Origin of the sequence: Cyanobium usitatum str. Tous (assembly GCF_963920485.1) — a bacterium.
Taxonomy (GTDB): Bacteria; Cyanobacteriota; Cyanobacteriia; order PCC-6307; family Cyanobiaceae; genus Cyanobium_A; species Cyanobium_A usitatum_A.
The window spans coordinates 1327984-1351866 of sequence record NZ_OY986431.1; the positions used below are offsets into that span (position 1 = coordinate 1327984).

Genomic DNA, 23883 nt, shown 5'->3' on the forward strand with positions numbered 1-23883 from the left:
TTGCTTGTCAGGAGTCCCCAGTGGAAGTGAGCATCACAGAAGCATCGATAGCGCTTGGATTTCGGAGCCGCAGCACGATCTACAGGCTGCTCAAGAATGGATCATTGAGTGATTTCGAGCGCACCAGCCCATCCGGTGCACGCTGCCTTGAACTCAATGGACTAGCGGACACAGTTAGGAGATTGATTAGGAGGCAGGCCAATAGCGCCATCTCGATGCCCAGCACTGCAACTGCTCAGGACTGGTGGGGTGACGTTGCCTCTATCTGTAACCGCTACCTAGAACTTGATTGCTGGGGACCACCGCCATGGAGCCCTCTGCAGTGGTCTGTGCTGGTGGGGATAGCTCAAATGGCTGCTGATGAGTTTGAGAATGCAGGCTGAAGTTCTTGTCCGCTCCAGGGGCCAGGGGCACCTCGGCCTCCGCAGTGCCATACGCACTGCTGATGCCGCCTACCGGGAGGGCCAGGCGTACCTCAGCGATGCCGAATTTGACGAGCTGGTGGCAGAGCTGCAGCAACTCGACCCCACTGCGCCTGAGTTGCTTACTCCCGGCGGGGGCAGCAAGCTGCTGAGCCTGGACAAACAGGACCTGAGCGATTGGCTCGCGGGTCTTGGTGCTGCCGCTGCTGGCCTCTTCTCGGTGACACCCAAGCTCGACGGCTGCGCCATAGCGCTGGAGTACCGCCAGGGCCAGCTCACGGCAGCGTGGACACGCAGCGGTGCTGATGCCATGCACCTGCTGCCCCTGGTGGGCACCGTGCCGCCCAGGCTCAGCGCACCGATAAGTGTGCAGATCCGTGGTGAGATCTACGGCCTTGACGGGCGGCAGAGCACACCCGCCGCCGCCCTGCGCCGCAAGGTGCCCAGCGGTAACGGACTGGTGTTCGCTGCATTTGAGGTGATGCAGAGTGCGGCCAATCACTCCAGCCAACTGCTTGCGCTAGAGCGCTGGGGTCTGCCCATCCCCCCATACCTGCTTTGTGGCGCTGCACAGCTGGCACGCCACCACCATTCATGGCTGCAGTGTCGGCTGTGGAGCGAGTTGCCCACCGATGGGTTGGTGGCGCAGCTGGATGACGGCCAGCAGCGCAGAAAGCTCGGTGTCAATAGCGTTGCGCCCCGCTACGCCCTGGCGCTGAAGCGGTGAGTCGGCCGCCTTTTGTAGGGGTAGGGGACCATCCAGGCGATCACGAGAATGCCTTTCCATGAGCCAGATCCCCACTGGCACATTGGCTTTGCCCCCATCACGTCTCGAAGTGGGATGAGGCTGGTGGGATCGCCAACGCTCCAGGTATGAGGCCGAGGATGTGCTGAGGTGCAGTCTTCTTGCTGTGTCCAATCCTCTCCAGTGCGTCGGCCTGGGACTAGCTGCCGGTTTCCACCCTTTGTCCACCCACATCTCCCGCTTGGTGACCACCCAACATCCTTGTCACTCCAATGCATCTCAGCGAAACAGGTGGACCAATCGGTGTACAGCAGTGTGGTGCGCGTGCCAGCCCGATTGCTTGATCGCTCCAGGTCGATGGAAGAAGGAGAGCAGAAGGGGGGGGGGGTGTCTCTTTGACCACCTCTTTACCTAAGAATCCAGTCCCTCACAGGCATGTAAGGGGGGATTATGAGGTGGACAACCGGGTGGTCCGAGAGTGGACAAAGGGGGGACAGCCTCACCGCACCACCCTGAGTTCCTTGCCGCCATCGAGCAGCTGAACCAACCCGCGGCTTTGCAGCATCGTTGCAATCTGCTTCAGCTCCTCCAATGTCGGACGGCTGCGGGATGGCCACCCCTTTCGGAGACTCGAGAGAGTAACCCCTTTCCCTCCAGCCTTCCCTTGAAGTTTTCTCGCGATCTCCATCATCCGATCTGCCCTGTCCAGCATTGGGTTGGCTGCCCGTTCATGTAGTTCAACCGCCCGTGTCTTACCAGCCATCACCAAATTGGCAGCCAGCTGGAGTGATCGGCTGCTGACCACCGTGGCCTTGTTCACGAATTCGCGTTCCACTAAATCTTCCTGGCCAGTCGTCACTCGAATGAAGTGCACAGCTGCTGCCACTCTGAGCACCTGACCTGGCGCCTTTGCCCACAACGCCTCCACCTCTTCGCTGTTCGCCTGGAGCGATAGCTCCTCCAACTGATTGAACAGAGCCAGGAAAGTCGCCTCAGCTTCGCCCGACAGGACATAGAGAGGATTGCTATCTTCTAATGCCGCCAGGTACAATTCACCAAGCTGATCAGTCAGTCTTTCACTCTGCTCATCCGGCTGTATCAATTCACGTTTATGGCGAGGCAAGTGAACAAACAGTGGCCTGCTGTTGAAGCCATTGGCATTCCCTGCTTCCAATTGGTCTAGGAATACCTTCGGCTGGATCCCACCAATCACTGCAAGTTTCCCGTTACGCACGTCGCGTGATTTCTTGGCATCGGCGAACACGTCGTTTGAATATGCGCCGTCATAGCTCGATAGCCAGAACTCGACGTCGCCAACACTGGCACCGTCTTCCTTAGCCATCTGCTTCAGCCATCCGCTCAGCTCATCTCGAACTAAAAGCCCTGGCACTTCTTCACCGTGCTCTGCAAGATCTGCCCGAATCCCCTGAGTAGTTGGAGAAGTATAAATTAGGTTCCTCTTGCGGTACTGAGGCAGTTCATCTCCAGCCTCACTAGCAGTTTTTCGGCGCTCCTTTTCTCGATCATTCCAGCTGTCTATCAAAGCCATTGGCTTGGCCATCGGCTTGTTGATCAGCATGCTTAACAGGACCGATTTGGCGGTTCCGCTGGTGCCGATATGAAATAACCACACGATTATAATTTCCACCATCGACCACCCTCTGATGCGGACACAAGGTGGGAACATTGCGGCCACCCCAGCCATCACTGTCATCACGATTGCTTCATCACTGAACTTTAGGCCTTTCCGGAGTATCCGAAACATTGGCAACCAATTTGCTGGTACGTAATCCGCAAGATTGATTGCAGGTGGTGCTCCACGAAGAAGAAGATCTTCAAGAGCATTGAGGAGGTCCTGGCGGCGCTCGAGCTCAAGACGGCACTGGTCTGCGAACTTCGCCAAGCCAGTTTGGTTATATCCACCAGCCTGCTGATTGATCAGCTCCTGGATTTCTGTCGCACTTGCGCCCACCTCAACCATTGAGCGAATCTTGGTGTGGGCATCGTTCTGGTGAGCATTTAGTGCCTCTGTCGCAGTCTTTTCGCGTCCGGGACACAACCCGAGGCGGGCAAGCTCAACCCTATCAAGAAACTCTTTTAAAGGCTCATCCCAGTTTCTACGGTTGTAGGGTTTTATTATGTTTGCCCAGTCCTCTTTGCTGCATTTATCGGGACGTTCCAACTGGTCCTTCGGTAGCAACCAGAGGTCTGCGTGGTAGTGGTCTCCCTTCTTGCGCAGCTCATTGGATTTCGCAATATCCCGTTCTTCGATTCTGGCTTTGTGGATGAGTCCATCAGGATCGATGTGTCTCTCCAGCTCAATCCAAAGGTTGCAGACCTCCCAATAACGATTTTGCTTAGTTAATGGATCGAGGTAATCATAATTTGCCCACAGTAAGTTGCCTTCTTCCGCCAGGTCGCCGTCAAGGCATATTTTATTGCCATCCGCGTAATACTCTGCAAGCTGGAAGCGCTCGAATTGCTGCCATCCTTTGATCAAGATATTGGTGGCTTTGTCAACCCACTCATTTACGTCAGCTACCAACGATTCTGGTACTGCATCCTCCTCGGCTGGTCGCCAGGTCTGCACTTCTTGCAGTGGTTCCAGCTGATCCCAAAGCCACTCCGCTAGATGATCGATTGGTGGAAGCTCTTGATCTTTAGGGGTAGCATCTGGCTGGTCAAACCACTCCTGCAGCAGCTGTTCAGCGTGAGCCCGCTGTTCGATCCAATTTTCAATGCCCCCAAGTTGCTGGAGCATCTCAATGGCAGCATAAATCTCTTCAAGTGATCGAGAATCCTCATTGGGGCCTAAAATGGCTTGAGTCATGTGCGGCTTCCTCCTGGAAAGTTGTGTGTGTTTGACGGAAGCAGGGCCTGGGCCTGAAGAACTTCAGCCCCACTTCCGTGTGAGCATTTGTTAGCAGACAGAATCAATATCTCCCTAGCCCAGTGCATCTGTACCGCTGAGATCAGCAAGCGAGCTAGTCCTGAGGAACTGGCTTCCAGTTGGATTGCCTTAGCCGCCAAATTGGTCGCTATGTGCTTGGACACACCAAGCGAATACGGCGGATTTACAGCCAAATACCGCTCACGATCTCGCCTTTCAATTAGTACCCGCATGAAATCACCTCCACGCTAAGTGGAGCAAAATATTCATGTGAAATAGATTCACCCGAGGCGGAACAGGCTTGATGCTTTTGTTAAACAGTGAACTAGTCATATTGATTTCAAGGTCACTTCAGCACACCTGTCCATCCAGCCATTGCGAGCCGCACTGCAGCTGTTGACCACATGCGTGGACTAGTGCGATGTGGCCCAGCAGCGATGAAGTGTTCTCCAGCGCGGAGATACCCATCACGGCTGCGACGTAACAGCGTGTCGCGGCTAATGCCAAGCTCGGTGACGGCATCAGATGTTCGGAGCCATGGCCCAGCAGCGATGAATTGCTGAGGTAGCTTTTTGAAATTAGACAGGGACACAGTTGCATTCCCAAAGAACGGGGGATCTGCTCGCTGCGTATGCCTATTTTGTGTGCACGCTTGATCAAAGGATCAGGCATGTGGCATTGGCCCCGGCCATTACGGGTTTGCTGACTGCTAAGTCCATCAGCCATCTCATTATACAGATTCTTGCGTTTGCGTCAACTTGCGATAGCGCATGGCTGCTTCCATCGCACTGTCGATTGTTGCCTCGTCGGTCCACCTGCCGTAATGCCGAGAGTGAGTCTCGACAGAGTGGCCCATCAGAGCTGCAGCCACTCGTGCACTCAGCCCATACGCCTGGTGCGCACGTAAGGCATACCCGTGTCGGAATCCGTAGCAGGTGGCTCCTAACGCTGTTAGCTCTTCCCAGCCTTGATGGCGGCTTAGGTAGCGACGGGCGGCATCAGCCACTCCACCACCAAACGGAGGCAACCCCTCACCTGCTTCGAGCCGCTCACGCAGCTGCCAATCTGCTTCCCACTCGGGATGCAGGGCCCGCAGCTGACGCGGCCTGGTCGATCCCCCACCACTTCGTTTTACGTAGTCACACCACAGAGAACCTGTTGGCTCAAGCCGCAGGTGCAGAACCTCGACGGGACGCAATCCGTAAGCAGCCATCAGCTGCAAGGCGTACCGCCACCTCTGACCTGCCGAGTCTTGCGGCAATCCTCCGATCAAGCTGAGAATTTGTTCGTCACTCAGGGGAACACCGTCCACCCGGCTGGCAACTTTTTCGCCGACAAAGCTTTTCAGGATTTGAGGTGGAGTCCAACGGTCGGGAGGCAAAAGGTCTGCTTCAACAGCCCAGCGACACATTGCAGAGAGGTGCTGCAAAACCACTTGGCGCCGTCGCGACCCAGGGGGCCAGGCTTCTCCCGCAAATGTCAGCAGTGACTTGGCATCGACTGCCTTGGCAGCCACTACCTGCAATCGCTTGGCCGTCTTGCCGTAATCGACAAGCCAGGTGCTGGCCTTGATCTGACCGGTTCGATGAACTTTGTGCTTTCCGAAAGCTTCCCAAGCGGCAAGCAACTCTTGCCCCGCTGGACCGGCGGCAGGTGCGGGTGCGGGGGAGGAAAGCCCCTCGATCAGTTCCAGTGATTGCCGCAGAGTGCGGCCCATGGAGAGTTGCTGAGCGACACGCTCCACAGTCTCTTGAATTTGCCGCGCCTGTGCAGGAACCCACTGAACAGGAAGGACCGCCGTTCCTCTGCTGCCATCGGCATAGCGGACATCCAGCTTGGCCTTGCCGCGTTGCTCAACCAACCGGTAGGCAGGTCCAACAGTGCTGCGCAGCTGAGCCCTTAAGCCCTGTACCCAAATTGGTGAGTCGGATCGACGGGGCATGGCCCAACGGGGCGAGTGACAGACGAGTGATAGACGAGTGACGCTCAGCCCCAACATGCTGACATTCGCGCCTAACCGCTACAACCCCCAAACCCGTTGGCACAGCAAGAATCCAGTACTGGCCTGCAGTCCCCTACTATTACAAAGGAACGGGGCGTGGCGCAGCTTGGTAGCGCGGGTGCTTTGGGAGCACTAGGTCGCAGGTTCGAATCCTGTCGCCCCGATTTTCAAAAGCCAGTAACAGCAGCGGTTTTGGCCGTTGATGACGGCAAGGCTGATTCTGCCGTCAAGATTCTGACGGCAATCTGACGGCAATAGCCGAAATCCATTGGTATGACAGAAGTGCCGCAAGCACTGGGTTTTGTGCTGTTTTTTCGTCCAAGCTGCGGTGAATCTGGCCCCTGATCCATGACACTTGGCCGCTTCGCAATCCTGTTTGCCTTGGGCTTGGTGGCTGCCATTGCGTTCAAGCTCACATGGCTTTACTGGCTGCTAGCTGCCGCTCTGGTGTTGGTTCTGGTCAGGCTGCGGCTCAGCTGAGCCGATGAACCCAGAACAGCTTCAGAGCCTTGCTGTGCTGGCTCTGGCGATGGTGCCGGTGGCGGTGCTCTGGTGGGTCTGGATTCAGATGCTGGATTGACCCTGCAGAGCGATAGGGGTGCATCCAGCTGACTTCGCTGTCTTGCGGCTAGCTCTTGCTGGCAATCTTTGCCCTATCGTTCTAACGACTATCTGCTGAGCATCGTGAAGAAGTCCTTACGTCTGATTGGCATTAAAACCATATCCGCGTTGGCTCTTGTGGGTATTTTGCTGCAAGCATGCGGACAGCCAGAGGTAAAGACTGTTCCTAAAGTTGACCTCAGTTCAGCATGTAAAAAATATATTGGAGAGCTTATGGGGCGCCCAGTGTCTTCAATGAATGTTGACCGTGTAGACGACGATGGATCCCTTGTCGCAATAAGCTATATCAGGTCGGATGACCAGAAGCTCTTCAAGTACGAATGCAAGCTAGATGGCGAAAATATTGTGTGGAGGGGAGTGGATATTTTTGCGCCAGGCGAAGGACCCGGTAGATGGCGCGACGAAGACGCTAAGCCTGTTTCGGCCCTTTGACGATGACACTTAAGTTAAGTATTTTGGTGGGTTTGTCTCTGCTGGCAGGGATGCAAATACTGCCTTCCGAGGCATATCCCCAGTCAGAAATGAACTCATGTGTTGCCAATGGTATGAAAGGCGTTATCGATAAGCAACTCAGGTCGACGCTTTCTGATGTCAACAAATACTGCAACTGTGCACTTTCGAAGATAATTGACCAAGGGAAGCCTATCGCCACATCCATCGACTATTGCAATAGAGTGTACATATTGAATAGATAACCGGATTCGTCCTGTCGCGGCTTTTCGGTAAAAAGCCTTCGGGCACAACTCCGAAGGCTTGCTGTTTGCCGGTGGGTACTTCCTCTAACACTTTAAATGAACACGACATTACGCGTCGCCTTAACCGCCATCATCTCCACTGCTGCTGTCATGGCAGCACCATTCCTATCCTTTGGTGGTTCTCAGTTTTTTAACACCCTGGCATGGCAGATGAGTACGGTGCTTCCTTATGGAATGGTCGGTCCGGTGGCGTGGTTGTTTCTCGTTGCTGCGGTATCTCTTGCCATCACTTTCCTTGTTCTGGCTATTGTTCGCATCTGGAAGAAGTAGGTCATTTGCTTAGCAAGATCTAGTTTGTCCAAAGCCTTTAGAATGTGATGGTTAAAAAGGTTTTGGAATCATGCCAACACCGCATCTAACATTTGTAGCCGGCTCTGCTGTATTAGCGGCGCTACAAGCTGAGGCAACACTTGCAAGGCTTGCTGATGATGATCTGCCTCGGGTGCCGGAAACGGATTGCCTTGCATCCCCACAATCACGCCGCCCCTTACCCGTAACGGTGCACAACTAATGACTGACATTGATGCACGGATTGATGCCGACCATCGCAAAGCGGCCGCAGCTGAAAATGATGCTCGCGCCATTGTTTCCAGGATGGCCAAGATCGAAGATATGGACAGGTTTCTGGCTTATGGACGCCGGGAACACGGCCAGGTGCCGAATCCATACCGCGTCGGGAATCTGACCGCAATCGGACTGCTTGAACTCAACGATCCGGCGTTGGCTAGCTATTTGGCCGCTGCGGCCGGTAAGGGAACATCAGCACCCGATTACGCCCGTCAGGAAGCCGAGGCAGAACGTCAACAGCAGATCGAACGGATGAAGGCTGCCACCTCTGAATTGCAAGCCACCAACACTGCCCACAGGCAGCACCTGGACCGCGCCTTTGTCGTTGGTGTTTCACCCACAACCGGGAGGCGTTGGTAATGGCACACATCGCCAAAATGCACCCAACAGCAAACTGGCTACGGGTGCCGGACCACATCTACCGACAGGCACTGGACCGCAACATCGAACTAGGCAAGCCTGATACCGATCACTTCTGGTCCACAGAACTGCCTCGCTTGGTGGCTGATCCTGGATACCAAAAGCAGATCGAAGATCGTCGCATTGAATTGCAGCAAAAGTTGCAACAACTAGGTGACGACCTTCGGCAAATTGCTGGTGGCCTTATCGACCAGCAAAGCGAGTGCGATCTGGAACTTGCCCTACTGAATCAGGTTTTGCCATGAACGTGATCGAATACGCCTGCCAGATGCAGGACGCCAGATTGGCGGCGCTTAAGGCACAAGCTCAGGTGCCCACCGTTGAAGCGTTCAAAGCGGCAACCCGTTCGGCTATTCAGGCACTTGAACTGTTCACCCATTCCGAAAAGGTTGGCCTGATCGGTGAAATTGAAGACGCCTGGAAACGGCTTGAGCAAAAAGACTAATTGATTTTAGACAGTTCGCGATTAATTGCTAAAAGGAAGAGAAGAGTGGTGCAAGACAATCCGCACAGAGGCATCTGGTTCTTTGATAAAGCTCCAGGTTTTATCAACTCTGGTGACTTTCCCGGTGCTATCGGTTAGATCTACATTGCCCATTGTGATTGCCTGTGCCCCATTGAGCTGAATCACCTCATTCACCACCTCGCACTTGCGCCATGGCCTCAGTGCAAATCCTGTGTCGCTTGGGTAGGCGGGATTGTTGCCAACAAAATAGGCCAAGGCGCCTTCGCGGGTGGCGCGAAATGTCTGCTTGCCCGAGGCAAGTGTTGGCGCAAAAGCAACCGGTCCGTACTGATATGCATAAGCCTTATCAATGACAGCCTCTGCTTTTTTTGTAGCAGCACCTATGCCAGAATTAGCGTAGGTGCTGCTAATGCTAAGCAACGCATCGCACCAGCCATTCTGTGCTGCTATTACCTCTGCCTGGGTGAAATTTAGGTTCATCACCTTCACTGTAGGGCGTGCTAGGCCAGCGGATGGGGACAATATTGATGCAGGGATTGCTAGGCAAATTGCCCCACCCAGCGTGATAGCCCTGTGAAATGTGGTTGGAGTCTTGACAAAGGTTTTCACGATAAAAAATCTGATTTGCCATATAAAAGCATGGATGGGTCCGCTGCGGCCGCGGGTGAGCAGATTATTTAAAAAAGGTTACCTCTTGTTGTTTGGATTAGTTGTGGTGAGCTAGTAATGCGCCAAAGCTCTCGGTTGCTGCTGCGATAATGGTGTCATAAGTAAAGGTTGGTATTGGGAGATGCGCACCAGTAAGGCTGAACGCAAACGACGTCGTGAGGCCGCCCTAGCGCGCGTTGCAGATGGCTACGGCTTCACTGATGTTGTGACTTTCATGATGGCGCAATGGGGATGCTCGCGCTCAACCGCACAACGGGACTGTGGCTGGGCACATGGCCAACTTGCTGCGAGCCTTCAGGGAGCCGACATTAAGCACTTAGTGGCTCACCTTTGCACTAGCGCTCAACGGGTAGCTCTGAAGGCTGAACAGGCTGGTCAGTACGCCGCAGCAATCGGTGCGTTGAAGCTTCTGCATGAAATGGTGGTGGTGCCGCACACCAACCCCAAGGAACGAACTTTTCGGCGTGGGTTGCGGTGAGGCTGGCTTGGTTGTGTGTGCCAGTTGGCGCGGTCCTGCTGAGACGCTGAAGACTGGACAAAGGCGGTTGAATTACGAAACACCGGCTGGCCACGATTGTTGTACTACAGCCCCGAGGTAGCGGCGAATAGGTGCCGAGAACCCAGTGCGGGTGGTGGATGAGACGCAGCCGTCGCAGTGAACTGTCCTGAGCATCTGTCAAGCCAGCAATGCCGCTGATGGGCGTGGGTAAAGAAGAAAGGGGGATTTTTGACAATCCCCCCTTTGTCAAAAGTCCTAGTCGTGTCACCAGTTTGCAAAAACTTCTTTTCTGTACTGCTCGGCCTCCTCTGGGGTCATCAGAGGCACGCCTGGTTCCAGCTCGCTTGGTGAGTGCCAGTGCGCAAAAGCTTCATTGCATTGACGCTCCGCCTCCTCAGGTGTGAGGCGTGGCGCACCCGGTTCGGGCGCCAACACCCGGGGTCCCCATGCTGGATCATCCTCGTCGTCAAACGCATCGGCGCCACTACCCACTGTTTTCGCCTCAATTACCTCAACTACCTCTGAGCTGTTCTGGCGCAGTTGTTTTCGGTGTTGAGGCCGAATCTCAACTACCTCAACTGGAGTTTGAGTAGCGGGTGGGGGGGTAGCTGTAGTTGAGGTAGTTGAGGTAGTTGAGATTTCGCACTGAAGCTGAGATCCATTGCCTTGCAGGGTCTCAGAGGTAGTTGAGGTAGTTGAAGCTGATTTTGAGTACTGGTGATTTTTGTTGTCTTCGCTTAAGGCTGAAAACGTGTATTCGTTCCCTGCCCTCACCCGCTGGATCTTGGAGTCATCCGCCAGCCGCTTGAGTGCAGTGCGCACCCTGACTGCATCAGCACCGCTTCCTAGACCCCACTTCAAATCCAACGCTTCAACTGTTTCTCGGCATGTCAGCCATGCCCCCACACGTTCCTCCATGAGATCAAGTATTTGATCTTGCGTTGTGGTGCGGCTTGTTTCACGCTTCTTTTCGTCCTTGGCATCTTTCAGCTGTTGCTGCCATGTGCTGAACTCACTCACCCGATAGAAACCACCAGTGCCGGGATTGGGACTTAGGACTAGGTCACATCCTTCACCGCTTCGTGCTTCACGCACCAGGCGGCGCTGGTTGTTTTGTTTATCCGGCTTCCCGCTGTCATCTGGGCAGTAGTGCAAGGTGATAACCGTGTTTGCTGCACCCGCAATGGCACTGTGGCCACTGAGTGCCTCTACGCCGATGAGGTCGTTGGTTTTGTTCGCGTGGTGGATAAGCACCAACGATCCACCCGCCTCGAGGACACTCTGCTTGAGGTCATAAAGGCAGGCCCCCATCTCAGGATCGTTTTCGCTGCAACCAAGTGACCGCGTGATGCTTCGGAGTGAATCCAGTACAACCAGTGCACCTGGGTTGGCTTTGATGTCGGCAAGGAGCTTGTCTAGATCGGTTTCGTTCACCCGGAAATGGGGAGACCATTTCAAGCGTGCGTGGCTCCAGATCTTGAGGCTATCGAGCATGTCGGCCGTATCACCATCGGCCTGGTCATCGGTCACCAGCAGCACCGAGCAGGTTTGCTCTGGTGACCCAAAACCGATGAACTCGTCGCCGGTCAAGATTGCGGCAACTAGGGCAACGGCAAGTCGTGTTTTACCGACCTTGGGTCTGCCGCCGATGATTGACATGTCCCCATAGGGGATCAGGTTTTTGATCAACCAATGCACCTCAGGCCGCTCCATAGCCAGGCGTGCCGCAGCGTCGAGGCTTTGGTACTGATGGCCCTGCTGGCGATCCTTTTCCGTCAAGACAAGCTGTGCAATGTCCTTGCGGTTTATGAACTGTTTAATACCTAGATCGTCGGCGATTTTCAGTAAACGTGATTGGCGGGTGAGTGTGTTGCGTTGTCTGCGTGATAACACAGCAACGCATTTGTAGAAACACTGCATTTTGCGATCAAGCGTGAGGTTGCGTGACTTGGCCTTGCGTTGCGCCGTCTCTTGCGCTGCTCTATTCGTGGGATTGGGTTGCCGCTTCAGCTGATACCCGTTCTGTCTGGCTATCGCCCAGAAACTTCCAGCATTGCGGGTAATAGTGGAGTCGAGCACTTGAGCCGCCTGCCGTTCCCCGTGTTCCCATAGGTGCGCCATGAGGTTGATGGCTTCACCGTCAGGGTTCGGGTGGTTGACCTCAGCCAGCGCGGCCGAGCACCCGCACAAGGCGTTGCGGTACTCCTCGTAGGTCTGGGGGGTACGTGACGGCAGTACAGCCACTGCATCACGGATCTCCTGCATGTCGCGGGGGGCGTAACCAACGCTTTGGCGATGCTTAATCAGGCCAGGCTTTGGCGTTGGCTTCACCACCTCGGGGATCGCGGGTGTGGGGAGGCAGGCTTCGATTTCCTCGGCGGTGTAGGACACGTCGGCCTGGTGGATCAACTCAGCACGGTTGCTGGTTACTTCCCCGTTTTCCTTGTTGACATAGAAAAACCCAGGCACCCGCATCAACCGGCTGGGGTTTTTGCATGTCTTGTCGCCTCCGGCGAAGTTGATCAGGCGTTCTTGCAGCGCCCGCCATCCATCAGGCTGCATGGGTTCGTTGAGCACCCAATAGCAATGCACGGACTTCCCGCCGGTGGTGATCATCGCGGTGGGTTCGGGTAGGTCTAGTTCACGCCATGCCGACATCTGCCACTCGATTGGCTTGTCGTCGTGTTCGACGAAAACAGCACGGCATGAGTGCACGTCTTCGTCTTCGACGCCGCCCCTTTTGCCACTGGCTTTTTTGGCTTCACCCGTTATGAAGTAAACGGATGCGCCGGCGTTGTTGTCTGCTTCTAGAACGGCAGCATCGAAGCCGAGCAGGTCTCTCCCGTAGCGGCTGCGGTTGGCACCTTTGCCGGGTGTGATGGTCCGAAACCAGGTTTTCGCTGGATCCTTGCCAAGAAGGCTCAGGAAGCGTTCCGCCTCGTGGCGTACCTGCATTGGGTGCAGTGACATTTCCGTGTTTGCTGTCTCACCACCCGCGTGGGGGTCGGATTCATGGGGATCTGCCGGTGTGTTTTGAGACTGCGCATCGTCAACGCAGTCGGTGTTGTGTCCAGATTTGTGGGTGTCGCATGGCCAGACGGCATGAGACAAAGGCTGACCTACAATGGCTTCAGGATTGTTTGCCATCACTAGGTCGCCCTGGCAGGCGGCCTTTTTCATGTTCATGCGAAGGCCACCTCCATCGCGCGGTGGCCAAGTTGGTCTTGTTCGAGGTACGCAGCTCTAGTTGCTACGCATAAGGCGTCTTCACATGCCGCCAAGTGGTAGAGCACATGGCTGTTGGCATTGGTTGGGATTTTTCGGTGCCAGCATTCACCAGCAGCCAATAGTCCGTCACGGCGCAAACGGATCAAGGTCCGTTCACTGAGGCGAAGGTGATCAGCAGCCTCGCGCTGAGTCACCCACTTAGTAGTGGTCATTGGGGATAAAGCGATTTATGGCTTAGATCCCCGTTCCGGTCTTTCCTACTGAATCAAAGCCAGATTCAGCGGTCCCGGATTATTGCTGAGGTTTCCTTCTCTGGTTAGAGGCTGGATCTAATGATCCAACCAGAAGGCGCCTTGGCGACGGAGTGGTGTTACCACCAAAGAAAATGTAGCACCAGTTTTCTGGTTTTTGTCAACCTTGCACTGACAGGCTACGAACTACCCCGCGATGAGTGGCTCGTGGGCTTTGGCAAATGCATCGGCAGTGCTTGATCTTTCTGCCCATGGATAGTGCTGGCAGTGGGTCTGAATCGAATGTCCCATGCTTGTAGCCATGGATCCTGAATCAATGCCACGCCTAGTACCTCTGACGCTATAGCTGTGTCTGAAGCTGTAGGCGGTCAACCGTTTGTCTTCCTGGCTGAGCATCAACTCCTTCAATGACACCCATGCTGGTCGGCGCACAAAATACGTTTTCCAGCATTCACCGGCACCGTTTCCTGACTCCAGGGGCGGAAGCTTAATTAGACCGGCACGCCACCTCGCCATCAGGTTCCACTGCTGCACCTCGCCATCAGCACCCACTAACGGGAGTGGGTAGATGCGTCGCGCCTTGGTAGCACCGTTGCCACCTTTCTTTTCGTAGGTACACCACCAATACGCTTCACCGCTGATTTCTTCTGTTTTCACCTTCAGGTGCAGCAGTTCAATGGGTCGCAATCCCAGCTCAGCCAGCAACCGGGTGGCATCTGCCCACTGCATTGCTGCTTCACGGTCACGCTGTGGGCCGACTTCAGTTGGCAGCGACTCGATCAGGTCGATGATTTGCTGGTCATGGGCAAAGGCATCAGCTTTCCGCCGTATCGCTTCGGCCGGCTTCTCTGTACCAATCAGTGGCTTGAGGTTCTTGGGTGGCGCCCAGGCATCTGGCAGGTGGTGCTGATCCACGCAGTAGCTAAGGAAGCTGACCAGGCTGCGGACACGGATTTTGCGCATACGGCAACCAGTCCGAAATTCACTGACGCAAGCCAGTACCAAAGCTTGAGCCGTGATTGGAGCCTTTTTGGCAGTGAGCAACCCGATAGCCATCGTGATGACTGGCTCGTAGTCGTGCTCCCAGGTGGTGAGTTTGATTCCGCTGTCGGCGGTCATTTTCCAATGCTTGAAATCCTTGGCGTAGGCGGCCCAGTTGCGGTTCTTGCTGGGAGCTTTTGCCTGGGCCAGTTCAGCGGCTTCAACCAGGGTGTGTCCCTTCGCTGCATAGGCGTAAACGTTTCGGATGCGGACGTAGCAATCGCCCCATTGGCGCTCACACCACTCAAAGGGCAGCGTGATGCGGTTGCCTGGCTGGCGTGGCCGCATGGACAGTTCGACCTTGTTTCGGACCGACTTGGCGATTGTCAGCAGTGGCTTTTTACCTTCCACCGCGCTGAGTTCTGAAATCTGCCGTCTTGCCGTCAAAACCCACTGATTTTCCGAAATCGGTTGTGGCATAACGGTTTAGGCGACGGCAAAACGACGGCAAAACCAGCATATTTGGTCATGACAGGACCTGCAAGACCCTGTCAGAAGCCATTCATAGTCTAAAATCCTAGTGTCAGAAAAGCTTCTTTCAGTGCTTTGGGAGCACTAGGTCGCAGGTTCGAATCCTGTCGCCCCGATTGACTTTTTACCGATAGGCCGCTGACCCTGCGGTCAAATTGCGGTCAAACTGGCACCGCGGTCAATGACCGCCACATGTCAGTCGCCATCAGGCAAGCAGCGATTGTTGAGGGCCGAGCGGCGTCCGCGAGGATCAACCCATGAACCCTGCTGATACGGCTGCTCCTCGGTTGCTCGATGGTCCAGTCGACGCTCTTGGCACCGTTGTGCTGGCCCATGGGGCCGGTGCACCGATGGATAGCCCCTTCATGGCTGCTATCGCCAGCGGTCTGGCACAACACGGCTGGCGGGTGCTGCGCTTTGAATTTGCCTACATGGCACGGCAGCGCATCCTTGAGCGCCGCCAAGGGCCCGATCGAATGCCTGTCTTGCAGCAGGCCCTCCGCCAGCAGGTGCAGCTGGAGAGGCAGCTCAATCCAAACCTGCCCCTTTTTATTGGCGGCAAGTCGATGGGCGGCCGGGTAGCGAGCCTTCTGCTGGATGAGCTTGCAGCCAGCTACGGGGTGAAGGGTTGCCTTTGCCTTGGCTATCCCTTCCATCCACCAGGCAAACCGCTGCAGCTACGCACTGAGCACCTGGCCACCCTGCAGACGCCAGCACTGATCTTGCAGGGCGAACGCGACAGCTTTGGGCGCCGTGACGAGGTTGACTCCTACAGCCTCTCGCAACAGATACAGCTGCGCTGGATACCTAGTGGTGACCACAGCTTTAAGCCCACCCGCAGCTCTGGTCTGAGCGAGGCGGAGAACTGGACAACAGCTGTGGAATTCAGTGATCAGTTCCTGCGGCTGCTGCTGGGTTGATGGGGTGAGACGCCGTGAACTTACTGCGCTGAATTGAGCAATGTCATGGGGTCAGCCGTAGACACGTTGGCCTGCGACTGATGCCTAAGGCGTACTGATGGATGGGTGCGTGAGGTCTGGGTCGATGGGTCGCACCTCAACCCGTAGCGACCTCACACCCCCTTGTCAGCTGAACAACCTGCTGAGACAGAACAGCTGGCCCCTGCTCCTGTAAGTCCTTCTCAGCGGATTCTGATGTCGGTGCGAACCTCCATCAGCACGGAGGTTCTCCCACTAGCCCTTGAACCTTTGCTCGGCTGCTCCTAATTGAGCCCGATAGACCAGAAAACCACCCTATCTACGAATTTGAGCAGGCTGTGGTCGACCGTCTGTTTGAGGTTGCTGAGCCGGCCGACGTCGATCTTGTGGATGATGTGCGTCTGCTGAATCGCGACTAGGATTTACTCGGCGCTGCCAACCTTCAGGAAGACGTGGCCAAGGCCAATCGCCTGTGGGGCCTCAACCGGTGGCCACTGCAGACTTGGACTTGCGCCATTTGGGCCGCCCGCTTCTGCCCCATGAAGGAGAGGCCGACTGAACAGGTCGGCTCCAGCTGCGGCAGGACTTAGCTGGACTAAGCGGCGTCAGCCCCCGCCATCTCTAGCTGGTGCTGGGCGGCGCTGATGGCCGTCGTTTGCGCTTGCCCCTCCCGGGTGTATGATTAAGAATAGACAAAAAATGACACGCGCTGCTCCCTACTCAATTGCCCATGGCTAAAACATTTTCTTTAAAATCCGACGACCCTCTGAAGTTCCTGTCTCAGGAAGAGTTCGGTAGTCGGGCCAGCATGGATGACAGTGACGACGATACTGGTGATGACAGCTCCTCAGGTTCCAGTCGCGATGATGACGACGACGACGAAGATGATGACGACAGCTCCTCGGGCTCTAGTCGCGACGACAATGACGATTTCGTGCTGATTGACGGTGTTTTCGTAAAGCTGCGAGGAGACGGCAGTGTTGACGACAGCCAGCCAGGTGGGCTGCGGGACGATTTCGTGCAGATTGACGGTGTCTTCGTAAAGCTGCGAGGAGACGGCAGTGTTGACGATTCTCAGCCAAACGGCTTGATCCCGGCAAACGGAGGCTTCAAGTTGCGTGGCGATGGCAGCATTGACGACAGCCAGCCAGGTGAGCTGTGGATCGTGGGTACTCGTAAGGACGATCAAATCATTGGAACTGGCGTCACGCGTGAGTACCTGTATGGCCGCAAAGGATCTGACGACTTCATCCTGGGGAACCGCAAGGATCCTTACTACCAGGATGGTCGCAAGGATCGCACCTACGCGATTATGAAGGATTTCTCAGGAAAGGATGAGGTGATTCTGCATGGTTCGCGCTCTGATTACAAGTTCACACCGACTAAGGTGTCGGGGGTTAAAGGAACGGGCATCTTCTACAAAGATGATGACGGAACTGATCTGATAGGGCTGATTGCTGGAAAGGGAAATCTGAGCAACGGCTCCCTGGGCTTCCTCTAGGGCACTCCCTGCCGATCAGCGGCCATGCAGTGAGGCGGCCATGGACGTGCATATGCGTCCATGGTCTTTTCGTTTCTCTCAGCAATTGGGCGAGCCTCAATCGCGTTATCTTCCATTTTTTTCAGAGCCAGGTCTCCGCCTTCTGCTGCGTCATGCGCCGGCGCCGGGTTCAAATTGTGTTGGTCGTCATTGGGCGCTGTGGTTGCCATGGTGTGACCCCTAACTAGTCATGCTGAGCGGCGGAAGAGAAAACCCATGGTTCAGCGGCTCTTGACGCAGTACCCACCTGATGAATACCAACCCAGGGGGCATCCCTTGCCGCTCTTTTGAATCGCCTCGCGCTCGTTACTGGGGCTGCTGAGGCAGTAATTGCCAGATGAGTAAAACCCCAGCGGACAGCCGGCACCACTTTTCTCAATGGCGCCGCGGGTGTTACCACCAGAGCTCGGCACGCAGTAGCCGCCAGAGCTGTAATAACCCAGCGGGCAACTGCCCACTTTGGGCAGGGGTTGCACCGGTTGCTGGGCAAGGACAGTGCTGGCACTCAGCAGCATCCCGGCGGCGACCAACAGGGCCTTACGCATCGCTGGTGGGCTTTGCCAGTTCATCGAGCAGGCGGCTCACCAGGTCCCCACGGCTGCGCACTCCCCACTCCTTGCGCAAGTCATCCAGCCACACCACGGTGGATTGGCGCAGCTCAACGCTCATCCGCACATAGGGATCGTCACTGGAATCGCCTGGGGACATTTGCAGGTGGCTGGGAGTTCCAACGATCGGTCTGCTGCTGCTCTTGTGCAAGAGCAATGGGGGCAGACTTGAGCAACCAATAGCCGAGGGGCGACCGCGCGATGCCCACCAACACCCAGATGGAGCGCTGCATCTCCAGCGAGCGTGGTGCGCTGGTCTTCAGGTCACCGGAGGTGCAGCACCGCAAGCCAGGAAGGGTAGCGCCCCTCCGAGTGGTGTAACTCAGGCGGTCCTGTGACCCTTTCCGGAGGGTGAACAGATGCAGTCAAGGGGTGACTGCTTGGAAGCTGATTACTCAGCTCCGTTTATCCACTATGAACCCTGATCGCTGAATTGGAAACTCAGCGATCGATCTGTTCTGTGTAGATCGAGGAAGGATGTGTTGCGCTTCAGCTGGTGATTGCTGACGGCTGGGCAGTCGGATCAGCATCAGTGAGCTCCAGCGGCTCTTCTGGTTCCGGGATCTTGGCCATGGTCGCCTCGGAGAAGAACCGGCGGCGCTCCAGCTGCCATTCCTCCTGCTGCTCCAGCAGCTGGCTGCCCACCAGCCGCACGATCGCAGCGTCGTTGGGGAAGATGCCGACCACGTTGGTGCGGCGTTTGATCTCCTTATTGAGCCGCTCGAGCGGGTTGGTGCTCCACACCTTGCGCCAGTGCTCCTGGGGAAAGTGGAGGAAGGCCAGCACGTCGTCTCGGGCGGCGTCCATCACGGGCACAGCTGTCGGGAACTGCTTGCGGAGCATCTCGGTGACTCGCTGCCAGTGGGAGCGCACCTGATCGGGGGCCTGGATGACGAACACCGCTTTCATGGCAGCGGCCACCATGTCCTGGCCGGCTTTGGGCACATGGCTGAGCAGGTTGCGCAGAAAGTGCACCCGGCACCGCTGCCAGCTGCTGCCCTGGAACATGCGCTTGATCGCCGCCGTCAGCCCCAGGTGAGCATCGGAGATCACCAGTCGTGTGCCAGTCAAACCACGCTCTTTGAGCGAGCCCAGGAACTGGCGCCAGAAGCCCTCGGCCTCACTGTCGCCAACGGCGATGCCGAGGACCTCGCGGTAACCGAGGCCGTTGATGCCGATGGCGACGACAACGGCCCTGGAACAGACCTGCATGTTGCAGCCCAGGCGGCCGTGGAGGTAGGTGGCGTCGAGGTAGAGGTAGGGGAAGCGGGCATGGTCCAAAGGCCGGCCCAGAAAGGCCTTCACCTGCTCGTCGAGTCCAGCGCAGATGCGGCTCACCTCCGATTTGGAGATGCCGCTCGCCCCTCCCAGCGCCTCCACCAGTGAATCGACCTTTCGTGTGGAGATGCCGCCGGTGTAGGCCTCCATCACCACGGCGTAAAGAGCTTTGTCGACCCTGCGGCGCGGCTCGAGCCAGTCGGGGAAGAAGCTGCCCTGACGCAGTTTGGGGATAGCCAGGCTGAGATCGCCCACCTGGGTGGTGAGCAGCCGCTGGCGGTAGCCGTTGCGGTGGGTGGAGCGCTCGTCAGGGCAGCGCTCATGGCGCGTGGCACCAATGGCCGCGGAGACCTCGGCTTCCAGCAGTTCCTGGAAGCCCCGGCGCACGATCTCAGGGATCAGGGCGCCAGCGGTGGTGCCCTCCATGAGCTGAGCCAGCTCGGAGGCGCCACTATGGGTAAGGGTCATGGTCTGTGTTCGGTTCGGTGGTAGTGCTCCGAACAGGGTCACAGACCGGCCCACCCATTGCCACAGCACAGACGTGAGGGAGGCGAGCCGTCAGCCCCGGCTACGCCGGGGCTGACCCCCCCGAGTTACACCACTTGCTGGGACGCCGCTGGCTGTTAATCCGCAGCCCGCTCCGGTGCCAGCGGAACAAGGACAACCCCAGGTGGATTGCTCGATAGATGGCCTGCTGGGTGGCTCAGTTTTCGATGTCGCCTGAAAGCCGCTAAGCGCACCTCACGGTCGGGCACCGGCATGGCGCTGATCTCGAGCTGCTAGGCAGCGGCGCGGACTGAAATGCATTCCCGGTGCCTGCGCCGGTGCTTTTGATCGCCGTGGTTGTGCCATTGGTTGCGCGGCCCTGTCGCCTTCTGCGCTCGCGGAGCGGGCCGGTCCGATCAGGCTGGAGGGCAGCACTTTCAGCCAACGCCATGCTCCGCATCCACGGCGATCGCAACAGCCTGCTGGCAGCCCTTGCTGCCCACTGGGTCGACCAGCAACTGCAGATCCCACCGCCGCTCAAGCCGCAGGTGCGGCCGATCCGCCGAGGTGTTCCCGCCAGGCATTGATTAAGTAGATGGGATTTGCTCTTGGTGTAGATGAAGTCGGTCGGAGTCCGAAGGTAGTCGTGTGTCAGAGCGAATCGTCAGGTCTAAGGCCAACAAGTCACCAGTGCAGCCGCTGACTGGGGAATGAATTAGCGACTATTTTCACGTCATGGACATGTAAATGTGCTCGTCGATGGTGAGCTGTGGCTCGCTGGTCGATGACCCTAGGGTCCAAGTAATGTCATCCCAGAATGTTGCTCGTTCCTGTTCAACACGGGTCCTTAAAGCGGCGACTTCGTCGAGCTTCAAGGGTTGGTGTTTGCAAAGCTCAATTACTATGTCTTCGGCTAAGGGGCCATGGCTGTCGCCATCCAAGGCAATGTGACGCTCGAGGTACCAGAGCAGAATTGGTGCATGCAGGGAGGCCCCCACCAATTGATCACGTAGTTCTCTAAACAGACCGGATACGAGTTGTTCCCGTCCGTAGCAGAAGGCTGCTGCAAGCAGGTGAGCCTTGGAGGACCTGATAACCAGCTGGGTGGCAGCCATGAAGCGTTGTGATGGCTGTGGGATCGCCGGGTGTTTCAGTGCGGCCTCCAACCCATTACTGGTGACAAGTTGGAGTAAGGCTTTGATCGGAGCCGTATCGGCGCCAACCTCCTCCATAGCCAGAAGATAAATTTCAAAGTGACTCAGATAACACGGGCCACCTAGTTGAACCGGCAGACAGTCGCATTCCTCTTCCGCAATGAGCTGATTGATCAAGCTGGCCGCACGCGGATGCGGCGAGGGCAGCCATGGAGACCCCGAGGGAGCCAGCTGCTGCTGGAGAGCTTTCAGCAGCAACATGAAATCCCAAACGGCAAACACATGGTGCTGCATGAACAGACGCAGCTGTCCCATGGTCTGAATTGGCAGGGAGGCAGCCATTACAGAGGAAGCATCAGAGCCCAAGCTCTGTCAGACCAGGGAAGTTCTCAGGTCGCGGCCCATCTCCCCATGTGAATAGCCTGTCGCTTTCTTGAATGGGCACATCGTTAATACTTGCTTCGCGGCGTTGCATCAGTCCAGTTTCCGAGAACTCCCAGTTTTCGTTGCCGTGGGAGCGAAAAAAATCACCGGATTCATCGTGCCATTCATACTGGAAGCGCACCGCAATACGATTGTCGGTGTACGCCCACACCTCTTTGATTAGCCTGTAATCAAGTTCCTTAGCCCATTTACGCTTTAGAAACTGGAGAATCTGGTCGCGGCCTTGGATGAATTCCGCTGCGGTTTCGCCAGCGGCTGTCTTCTGTATAGGCCATGGCAACGGCCTGTGGATCACGGCCATTCCAGGCATTTTCAGCCATCCGAGCTTTCTGGATGGCGGTTTCAAGAGTGAATGGCGGGAAAGGAGGCTTGCTGGTCATGGTTGTGTACTGAAGGGGTTGTTTCGCTGTAATCAGGTATTAAGGGCGCTGATGCGAACATTCTCGCTAGCGCTGTAGTTGGCGATCTTTTTCTTCAGCTTCACTGCCTCCTCATCGGTGCGGGTGCAGGCAAAGCCATAACGCGCTCGCACACGCTCAGAGGCCTCTTGCAAGGCGGCAAGAGCCTTCTGCTCCAGCTCGGCGATGCTGAGGGTGTCGCCGGGTTTGAAAAAGTCATAGATCACCGTGGATGGGGAATAGAAACTGCTGGCGTCGCCATCAGGCCAGCACAGCTGAAGAACAACTTCGGGCATGAGAATGGTTTGTTTTTATTGGCTTTTGTGGGAGTGAAGACTGCGTTCTGCAGTGCGGGCAACGGCGGCTACGTGCTCATGGCCGCACTGAAGCCTGTGAGTGGTGTTGCGGCATTCCAAACCTGTTCGTTTTGTCCTTGGCTGATTAGCCATACGCCGGTGATCTCTTGGCTGAATTGGCCGATCTGGCAGTTGATCAGATTGCTGTAGGGCTGCAACATCCTCTGGAGATCAGAGAGCCTGTCTGATGGAACTGCCAACAGGAAGCCAAAGCTGGGAAAGCAGCTGAGCCACGCCAGCTCATCGACACCCGTGGGACGCTCCACGGCATCCCGAGCGATCTCGATACCCAGTCCACTGGCCTCGCAGAACATGGCCGCAGTGCCCACAAGGCCGCCCATGCTGATGTCCTTTGCGGCTCGGGTGATCCCGGCCTGGCTTAGCTGGGGGAGCAGGCTCAGTTGGGTCTGCAGGCGCTTGGGATCAGCGCTGGTGGCTGCATCCCAGAAGGGGTAGTGGCGATAGAAGCTGCCGTCGCCATCGATCAGCAACACCAGGGCATCGCCCGCCTGCGCAGAGCGTGCCGAGAGAACCGGTCCCTCAGCAACACCCAACACAGCAACGGACAGCGCCGTGTAGGGGCTGTGGCTGTTGGTATGGCCACCCACCATCGGAATCGAAAACTTGTCACAGGCGAAACGCATCCCCTCCAGAAGCGGGGCGGCCGCCTCTTCCCCCACGCTCCAGATGCTGTTGACCAGCGCCAGTGGCCGGCCACCCATGGCGGCAATATCGCTGAGATTTACCAGCACAGCACTCCAGCCCGCGAACCAGGGGTCTTCATCCACCAGGTCCGGGTGCATTCCTTCACAGGCCAGCAGCAGCCCACCGCGCTGGGCCGGCAGGAGGGCTGCATCGTCGCCAAGCAGGGCAGCAACACCAAGATCAGGAAAGGGTTGGTGGGCGAAGACAGCTGCCGCTGCCTGGATGTCGCGTTTCGACTGCAGACCACTTAGCGCCCTGAGCTGGTCTGCCAGAACGGGGTGCTCGACCGTGTTCATACCACCTGCATGCTGCAGGGACGCCGCTCTCCGGAAGGCAGGTAGTAGGGCAGATCAGCCTCCATCAGGTGATGACGGATGCCTTGAATCTCCAATTCAGCGATGGATGACCAGTGCAGCCTTTGGAAGAACCGCACGTTCTGGATCTGCACGGTGGCCAGAAAACGATCGCAACCCCAGCCATTAGCCGTTGTGACCGCTTTCCAGATCAACCCTTTGCCGATCTGGTTGTGGCGGCGGAAGGCGTGATGAACGCCGAGGCGACCTCCGTACCAGAGACGGGGGCTCTGCTCCACGATCCGCACAACGCCGACCACTTGGCCGCCATGGTTTTCCCCGTGGTGCACAGCTGCGATCGGGTAAGCGCGCTCGTCAAGCTCATCGAGATCGCTGGTTTCAAAAAGGTGCTGCTCTTCGCAGAAGATCGCACTGCGCAGTTGCCAGTAACCATCTATCAAGGAGGATCTATTCCTCAGCAGGTGAAACGAGAAGCGATCAGAGCTTGCCGTTGGGGAGAGTCGGAAATCATCGGCGTCGATACCGATGCCCCAACGCACCGAGGGAGTAAACGAGGCCGGAGCTGAACTGGGGCTTCGGCCGATGTCATGGCTACTGGGATCGATGAAGAACATG

22 protein-coding genes, 1 tRNA gene and 1 pseudogene are annotated in these 23883 nt (G+C 56.6%); 10 read left to right on the forward strand and 14 right to left on the reverse strand.

The genetic code is table 11. The features are described from left to right. The first annotated feature begins 372 nt into the window (after positions 1–372). A complete protein-coding gene (locus tag U9970_RS07265) occupies positions 373–1149 on the forward strand; it encodes a hypothetical protein (RefSeq protein ID WP_322763657.1) in 777 nt (258 codons plus the stop codon). A gap of 517 nt (positions 1150–1666) precedes the next feature. Here U9970_RS07265 and U9970_RS07270 read toward each other — a convergent pair. Together U9970_RS07270 and U9970_RS07275 are read right to left on the reverse strand one after the other, a co-directional pair. Then, on the reverse strand, positions 1667–3997 hold the full coding sequence (locus tag U9970_RS07270; RefSeq protein WP_322763658.1) for a DUF3987 domain-containing protein: 2331 nt from the start codon (positions 3995–3997) through the stop codon (positions 1667–1669). 790 nt (positions 3998–4787) lie between these two features. Further along, complete coding sequence (locus tag U9970_RS07275) at positions 4788–5918, reverse strand: hypothetical protein (RefSeq protein WP_322763659.1); 1131 nt, start codon at positions 5916–5918, stop codon at positions 4788–4790. Between the two features lie 231 nt (positions 5919–6149). Between U9970_RS07275 and U9970_RS07280 the strand changes: the two genes are divergently transcribed. After that, positions 6150–6223, forward strand: a tRNA-Pro gene (locus tag U9970_RS07280). Positions 6224–6226: 3 nt separating this feature from the next. On the opposite strand, the gene U9970_RS07285 is transcribed toward U9970_RS07280, so the two are convergent. Continuing rightward, a complete protein-coding gene (locus tag U9970_RS07285; protein WP_322763660.1) occupies positions 6227–6460 on the reverse strand; it encodes a hypothetical protein in 234 nt (77 codons plus the stop codon). A 283-nt stretch (positions 6461–6743) separates the two neighbouring features. Between U9970_RS07285 and U9970_RS07290 the strand changes: the two genes are divergently transcribed. The 5 genes from U9970_RS07290 to U9970_RS07310 all read left to right on the forward strand — a co-directional run bounded on the left by U9970_RS07290 (position 6744) and on the right by U9970_RS07310 (position 8867). Beyond that, the gene (locus tag U9970_RS07290) at positions 6744–7112 is read left to right on the forward strand and encodes a ubiquitin family protein (RefSeq protein WP_322763661.1); all 369 of its coding nucleotides are present in this window, start codon (positions 6744–6746) and stop codon (positions 7110–7112) included. Positions 7113–7471: 359 nt separating this feature from the next. Beyond that, a complete protein-coding gene (locus U9970_RS07295; protein ID WP_322763662.1) occupies positions 7472–7705 on the forward strand; it encodes a hypothetical protein in 234 nt (77 codons plus the stop codon). A gap of 240 nt (positions 7706–7945) precedes the next feature. Further along, the gene (locus U9970_RS07300; protein WP_322763663.1) at positions 7946–8362 is read left to right on the forward strand and encodes a hypothetical protein; all 417 of its coding nucleotides are present in this window, start codon (positions 7946–7948) and stop codon (positions 8360–8362) included. After that, entirely contained in the window at positions 8362–8667 is a 306-nt protein-coding gene (locus U9970_RS07305) for a hypothetical protein (protein WP_322763664.1), read from the forward strand. The genes U9970_RS07300 and U9970_RS07305 overlap by 1 nt, the downstream gene beginning before the upstream one ends. Then, positions 8664–8867, forward strand: coding sequence for a hypothetical protein (locus tag U9970_RS07310; RefSeq protein WP_322763665.1), 204 nt, complete (start codon positions 8664–8666; stop codon positions 8865–8867). Before U9970_RS07305 ends, U9970_RS07310 begins: the two co-directional genes overlap by 4 nt. Positions 8868–8888: 21 nt before the next feature. On the opposite strand, the gene U9970_RS07315 is transcribed toward U9970_RS07310, so the two are convergent. The 3 genes from U9970_RS07315 to U9970_RS07325 all read right to left on the reverse strand — a co-directional run bounded on the left by U9970_RS07315 (position 8889) and on the right by U9970_RS07325 (position 14996). Beyond that, positions 8889–9368, reverse strand: coding sequence for a phosphoribosyl-AMP cyclohydrolase (locus U9970_RS07315; protein WP_322766065.1), 480 nt, complete (start codon positions 9366–9368; stop codon positions 8889–8891). 952 nt (positions 9369–10320) lie between these two features. Further along, entirely contained in the window at positions 10321–13236 is a 2916-nt protein-coding gene (locus tag U9970_RS07320; RefSeq protein ID WP_322763666.1) for an AAA family ATPase, read from the reverse strand. A gap of 485 nt (positions 13237–13721) precedes the next feature. Further along, the gene (locus U9970_RS07325; protein ID WP_322763667.1) at positions 13722–14996 is read right to left on the reverse strand and encodes a site-specific integrase; all 1275 of its coding nucleotides are present in this window, start codon (positions 14994–14996) and stop codon (positions 13722–13724) included. A gap of 308 nt (positions 14997–15304) precedes the next feature. On the opposite strand from U9970_RS07325, the gene U9970_RS07330 reads away from it, so the two are divergent. Then, the gene (locus tag U9970_RS07330) at positions 15305–15967 is read left to right on the forward strand and encodes an alpha/beta family hydrolase (protein ID WP_322763668.1); all 663 of its coding nucleotides are present in this window, start codon (positions 15305–15307) and stop codon (positions 15965–15967) included. Between the two features lie 748 nt (positions 15968–16715). Then, a complete protein-coding gene (locus tag U9970_RS07335) occupies positions 16716–17486 on the forward strand; it encodes a hypothetical protein (protein WP_322763669.1) in 771 nt (256 codons plus the stop codon). 260 nt (positions 17487–17746) lie between these two features. On the opposite strand, the gene U9970_RS07340 is transcribed toward U9970_RS07335, so the two are convergent. From U9970_RS07340 to U9970_RS07350, 3 genes are all read right to left on the reverse strand, one after another. Continuing rightward, positions 17747–18094 carry a hypothetical protein gene (locus tag U9970_RS07340; protein ID WP_322763670.1) on the reverse strand — a complete coding sequence of 116 codons (348 nt, stop codon included), beginning with the start codon at positions 18092–18094 and terminating at the stop codon, positions 17747–17749. Further along, positions 18063–18233 carry a hypothetical protein gene (locus tag U9970_RS07345; protein ID WP_322763671.1) on the reverse strand — a complete coding sequence of 57 codons (171 nt, stop codon included), beginning with the start codon at positions 18231–18233 and terminating at the stop codon, positions 18063–18065. The genes U9970_RS07340 and U9970_RS07345 overlap by 32 nt, the downstream gene beginning before the upstream one ends. 389 nt (positions 18234–18622) lie before the next feature. Next, complete coding sequence (locus tag U9970_RS07350) at positions 18623–19879, reverse strand: IS256 family transposase (RefSeq protein WP_322765564.1); 1257 nt, start codon at positions 19877–19879, stop codon at positions 18623–18625. Between the two features lie 467 nt (positions 19880–20346). On the opposite strand from U9970_RS07350, the gene U9970_RS07355 reads away from it, so the two are divergent. Next, entirely contained in the window at positions 20347–20484 is a 138-nt protein-coding gene (locus tag U9970_RS07355) for a hypothetical protein (RefSeq protein WP_322763672.1), read from the forward strand. 141 nt (positions 20485–20625) lie between these two features. On the opposite strand, the gene U9970_RS07360 is transcribed toward U9970_RS07355, so the two are convergent. From U9970_RS07360 to U9970_RS07380, 5 genes and pseudogenes are all read right to left on the reverse strand, one after another. Continuing rightward, entirely contained in the window at positions 20626–21393 is a 768-nt protein-coding gene (locus U9970_RS07360; protein ID WP_322763673.1) for a DUF3050 domain-containing protein, read from the reverse strand. A gap of 13 nt (positions 21394–21406) precedes the next feature. Beyond that, positions 21407–21875, reverse strand: a pseudogene (locus tag U9970_RS07365) (nuclear transport factor 2 family protein). A 32-nt stretch (positions 21876–21907) separates the two neighbouring features. Beyond that, on the reverse strand, positions 21908–22189 hold the full coding sequence (locus U9970_RS07370; protein ID WP_322763674.1) for an MSMEG_0570 family nitrogen starvation response protein: 282 nt from the start codon (positions 22187–22189) through the stop codon (positions 21908–21910). Positions 22190–22257: 68 nt separating this feature from the next. Beyond that, positions 22258–23250, reverse strand: coding sequence for a sll0787 family AIR synthase-like protein (locus tag U9970_RS07375; protein WP_322763675.1), 993 nt, complete (start codon positions 23248–23250; stop codon positions 22258–22260). After that, complete coding sequence (locus U9970_RS07380; protein ID WP_322766067.1) at positions 23247–23882, reverse strand: MSMEG_0567/Sll0786 family nitrogen starvation N-acetyltransferase; 636 nt, start codon at positions 23880–23882, stop codon at positions 23247–23249. The genes U9970_RS07375 and U9970_RS07380 overlap by 4 nt, the downstream gene beginning before the upstream one ends. Position 23883 lies beyond the last annotated feature (1 nt).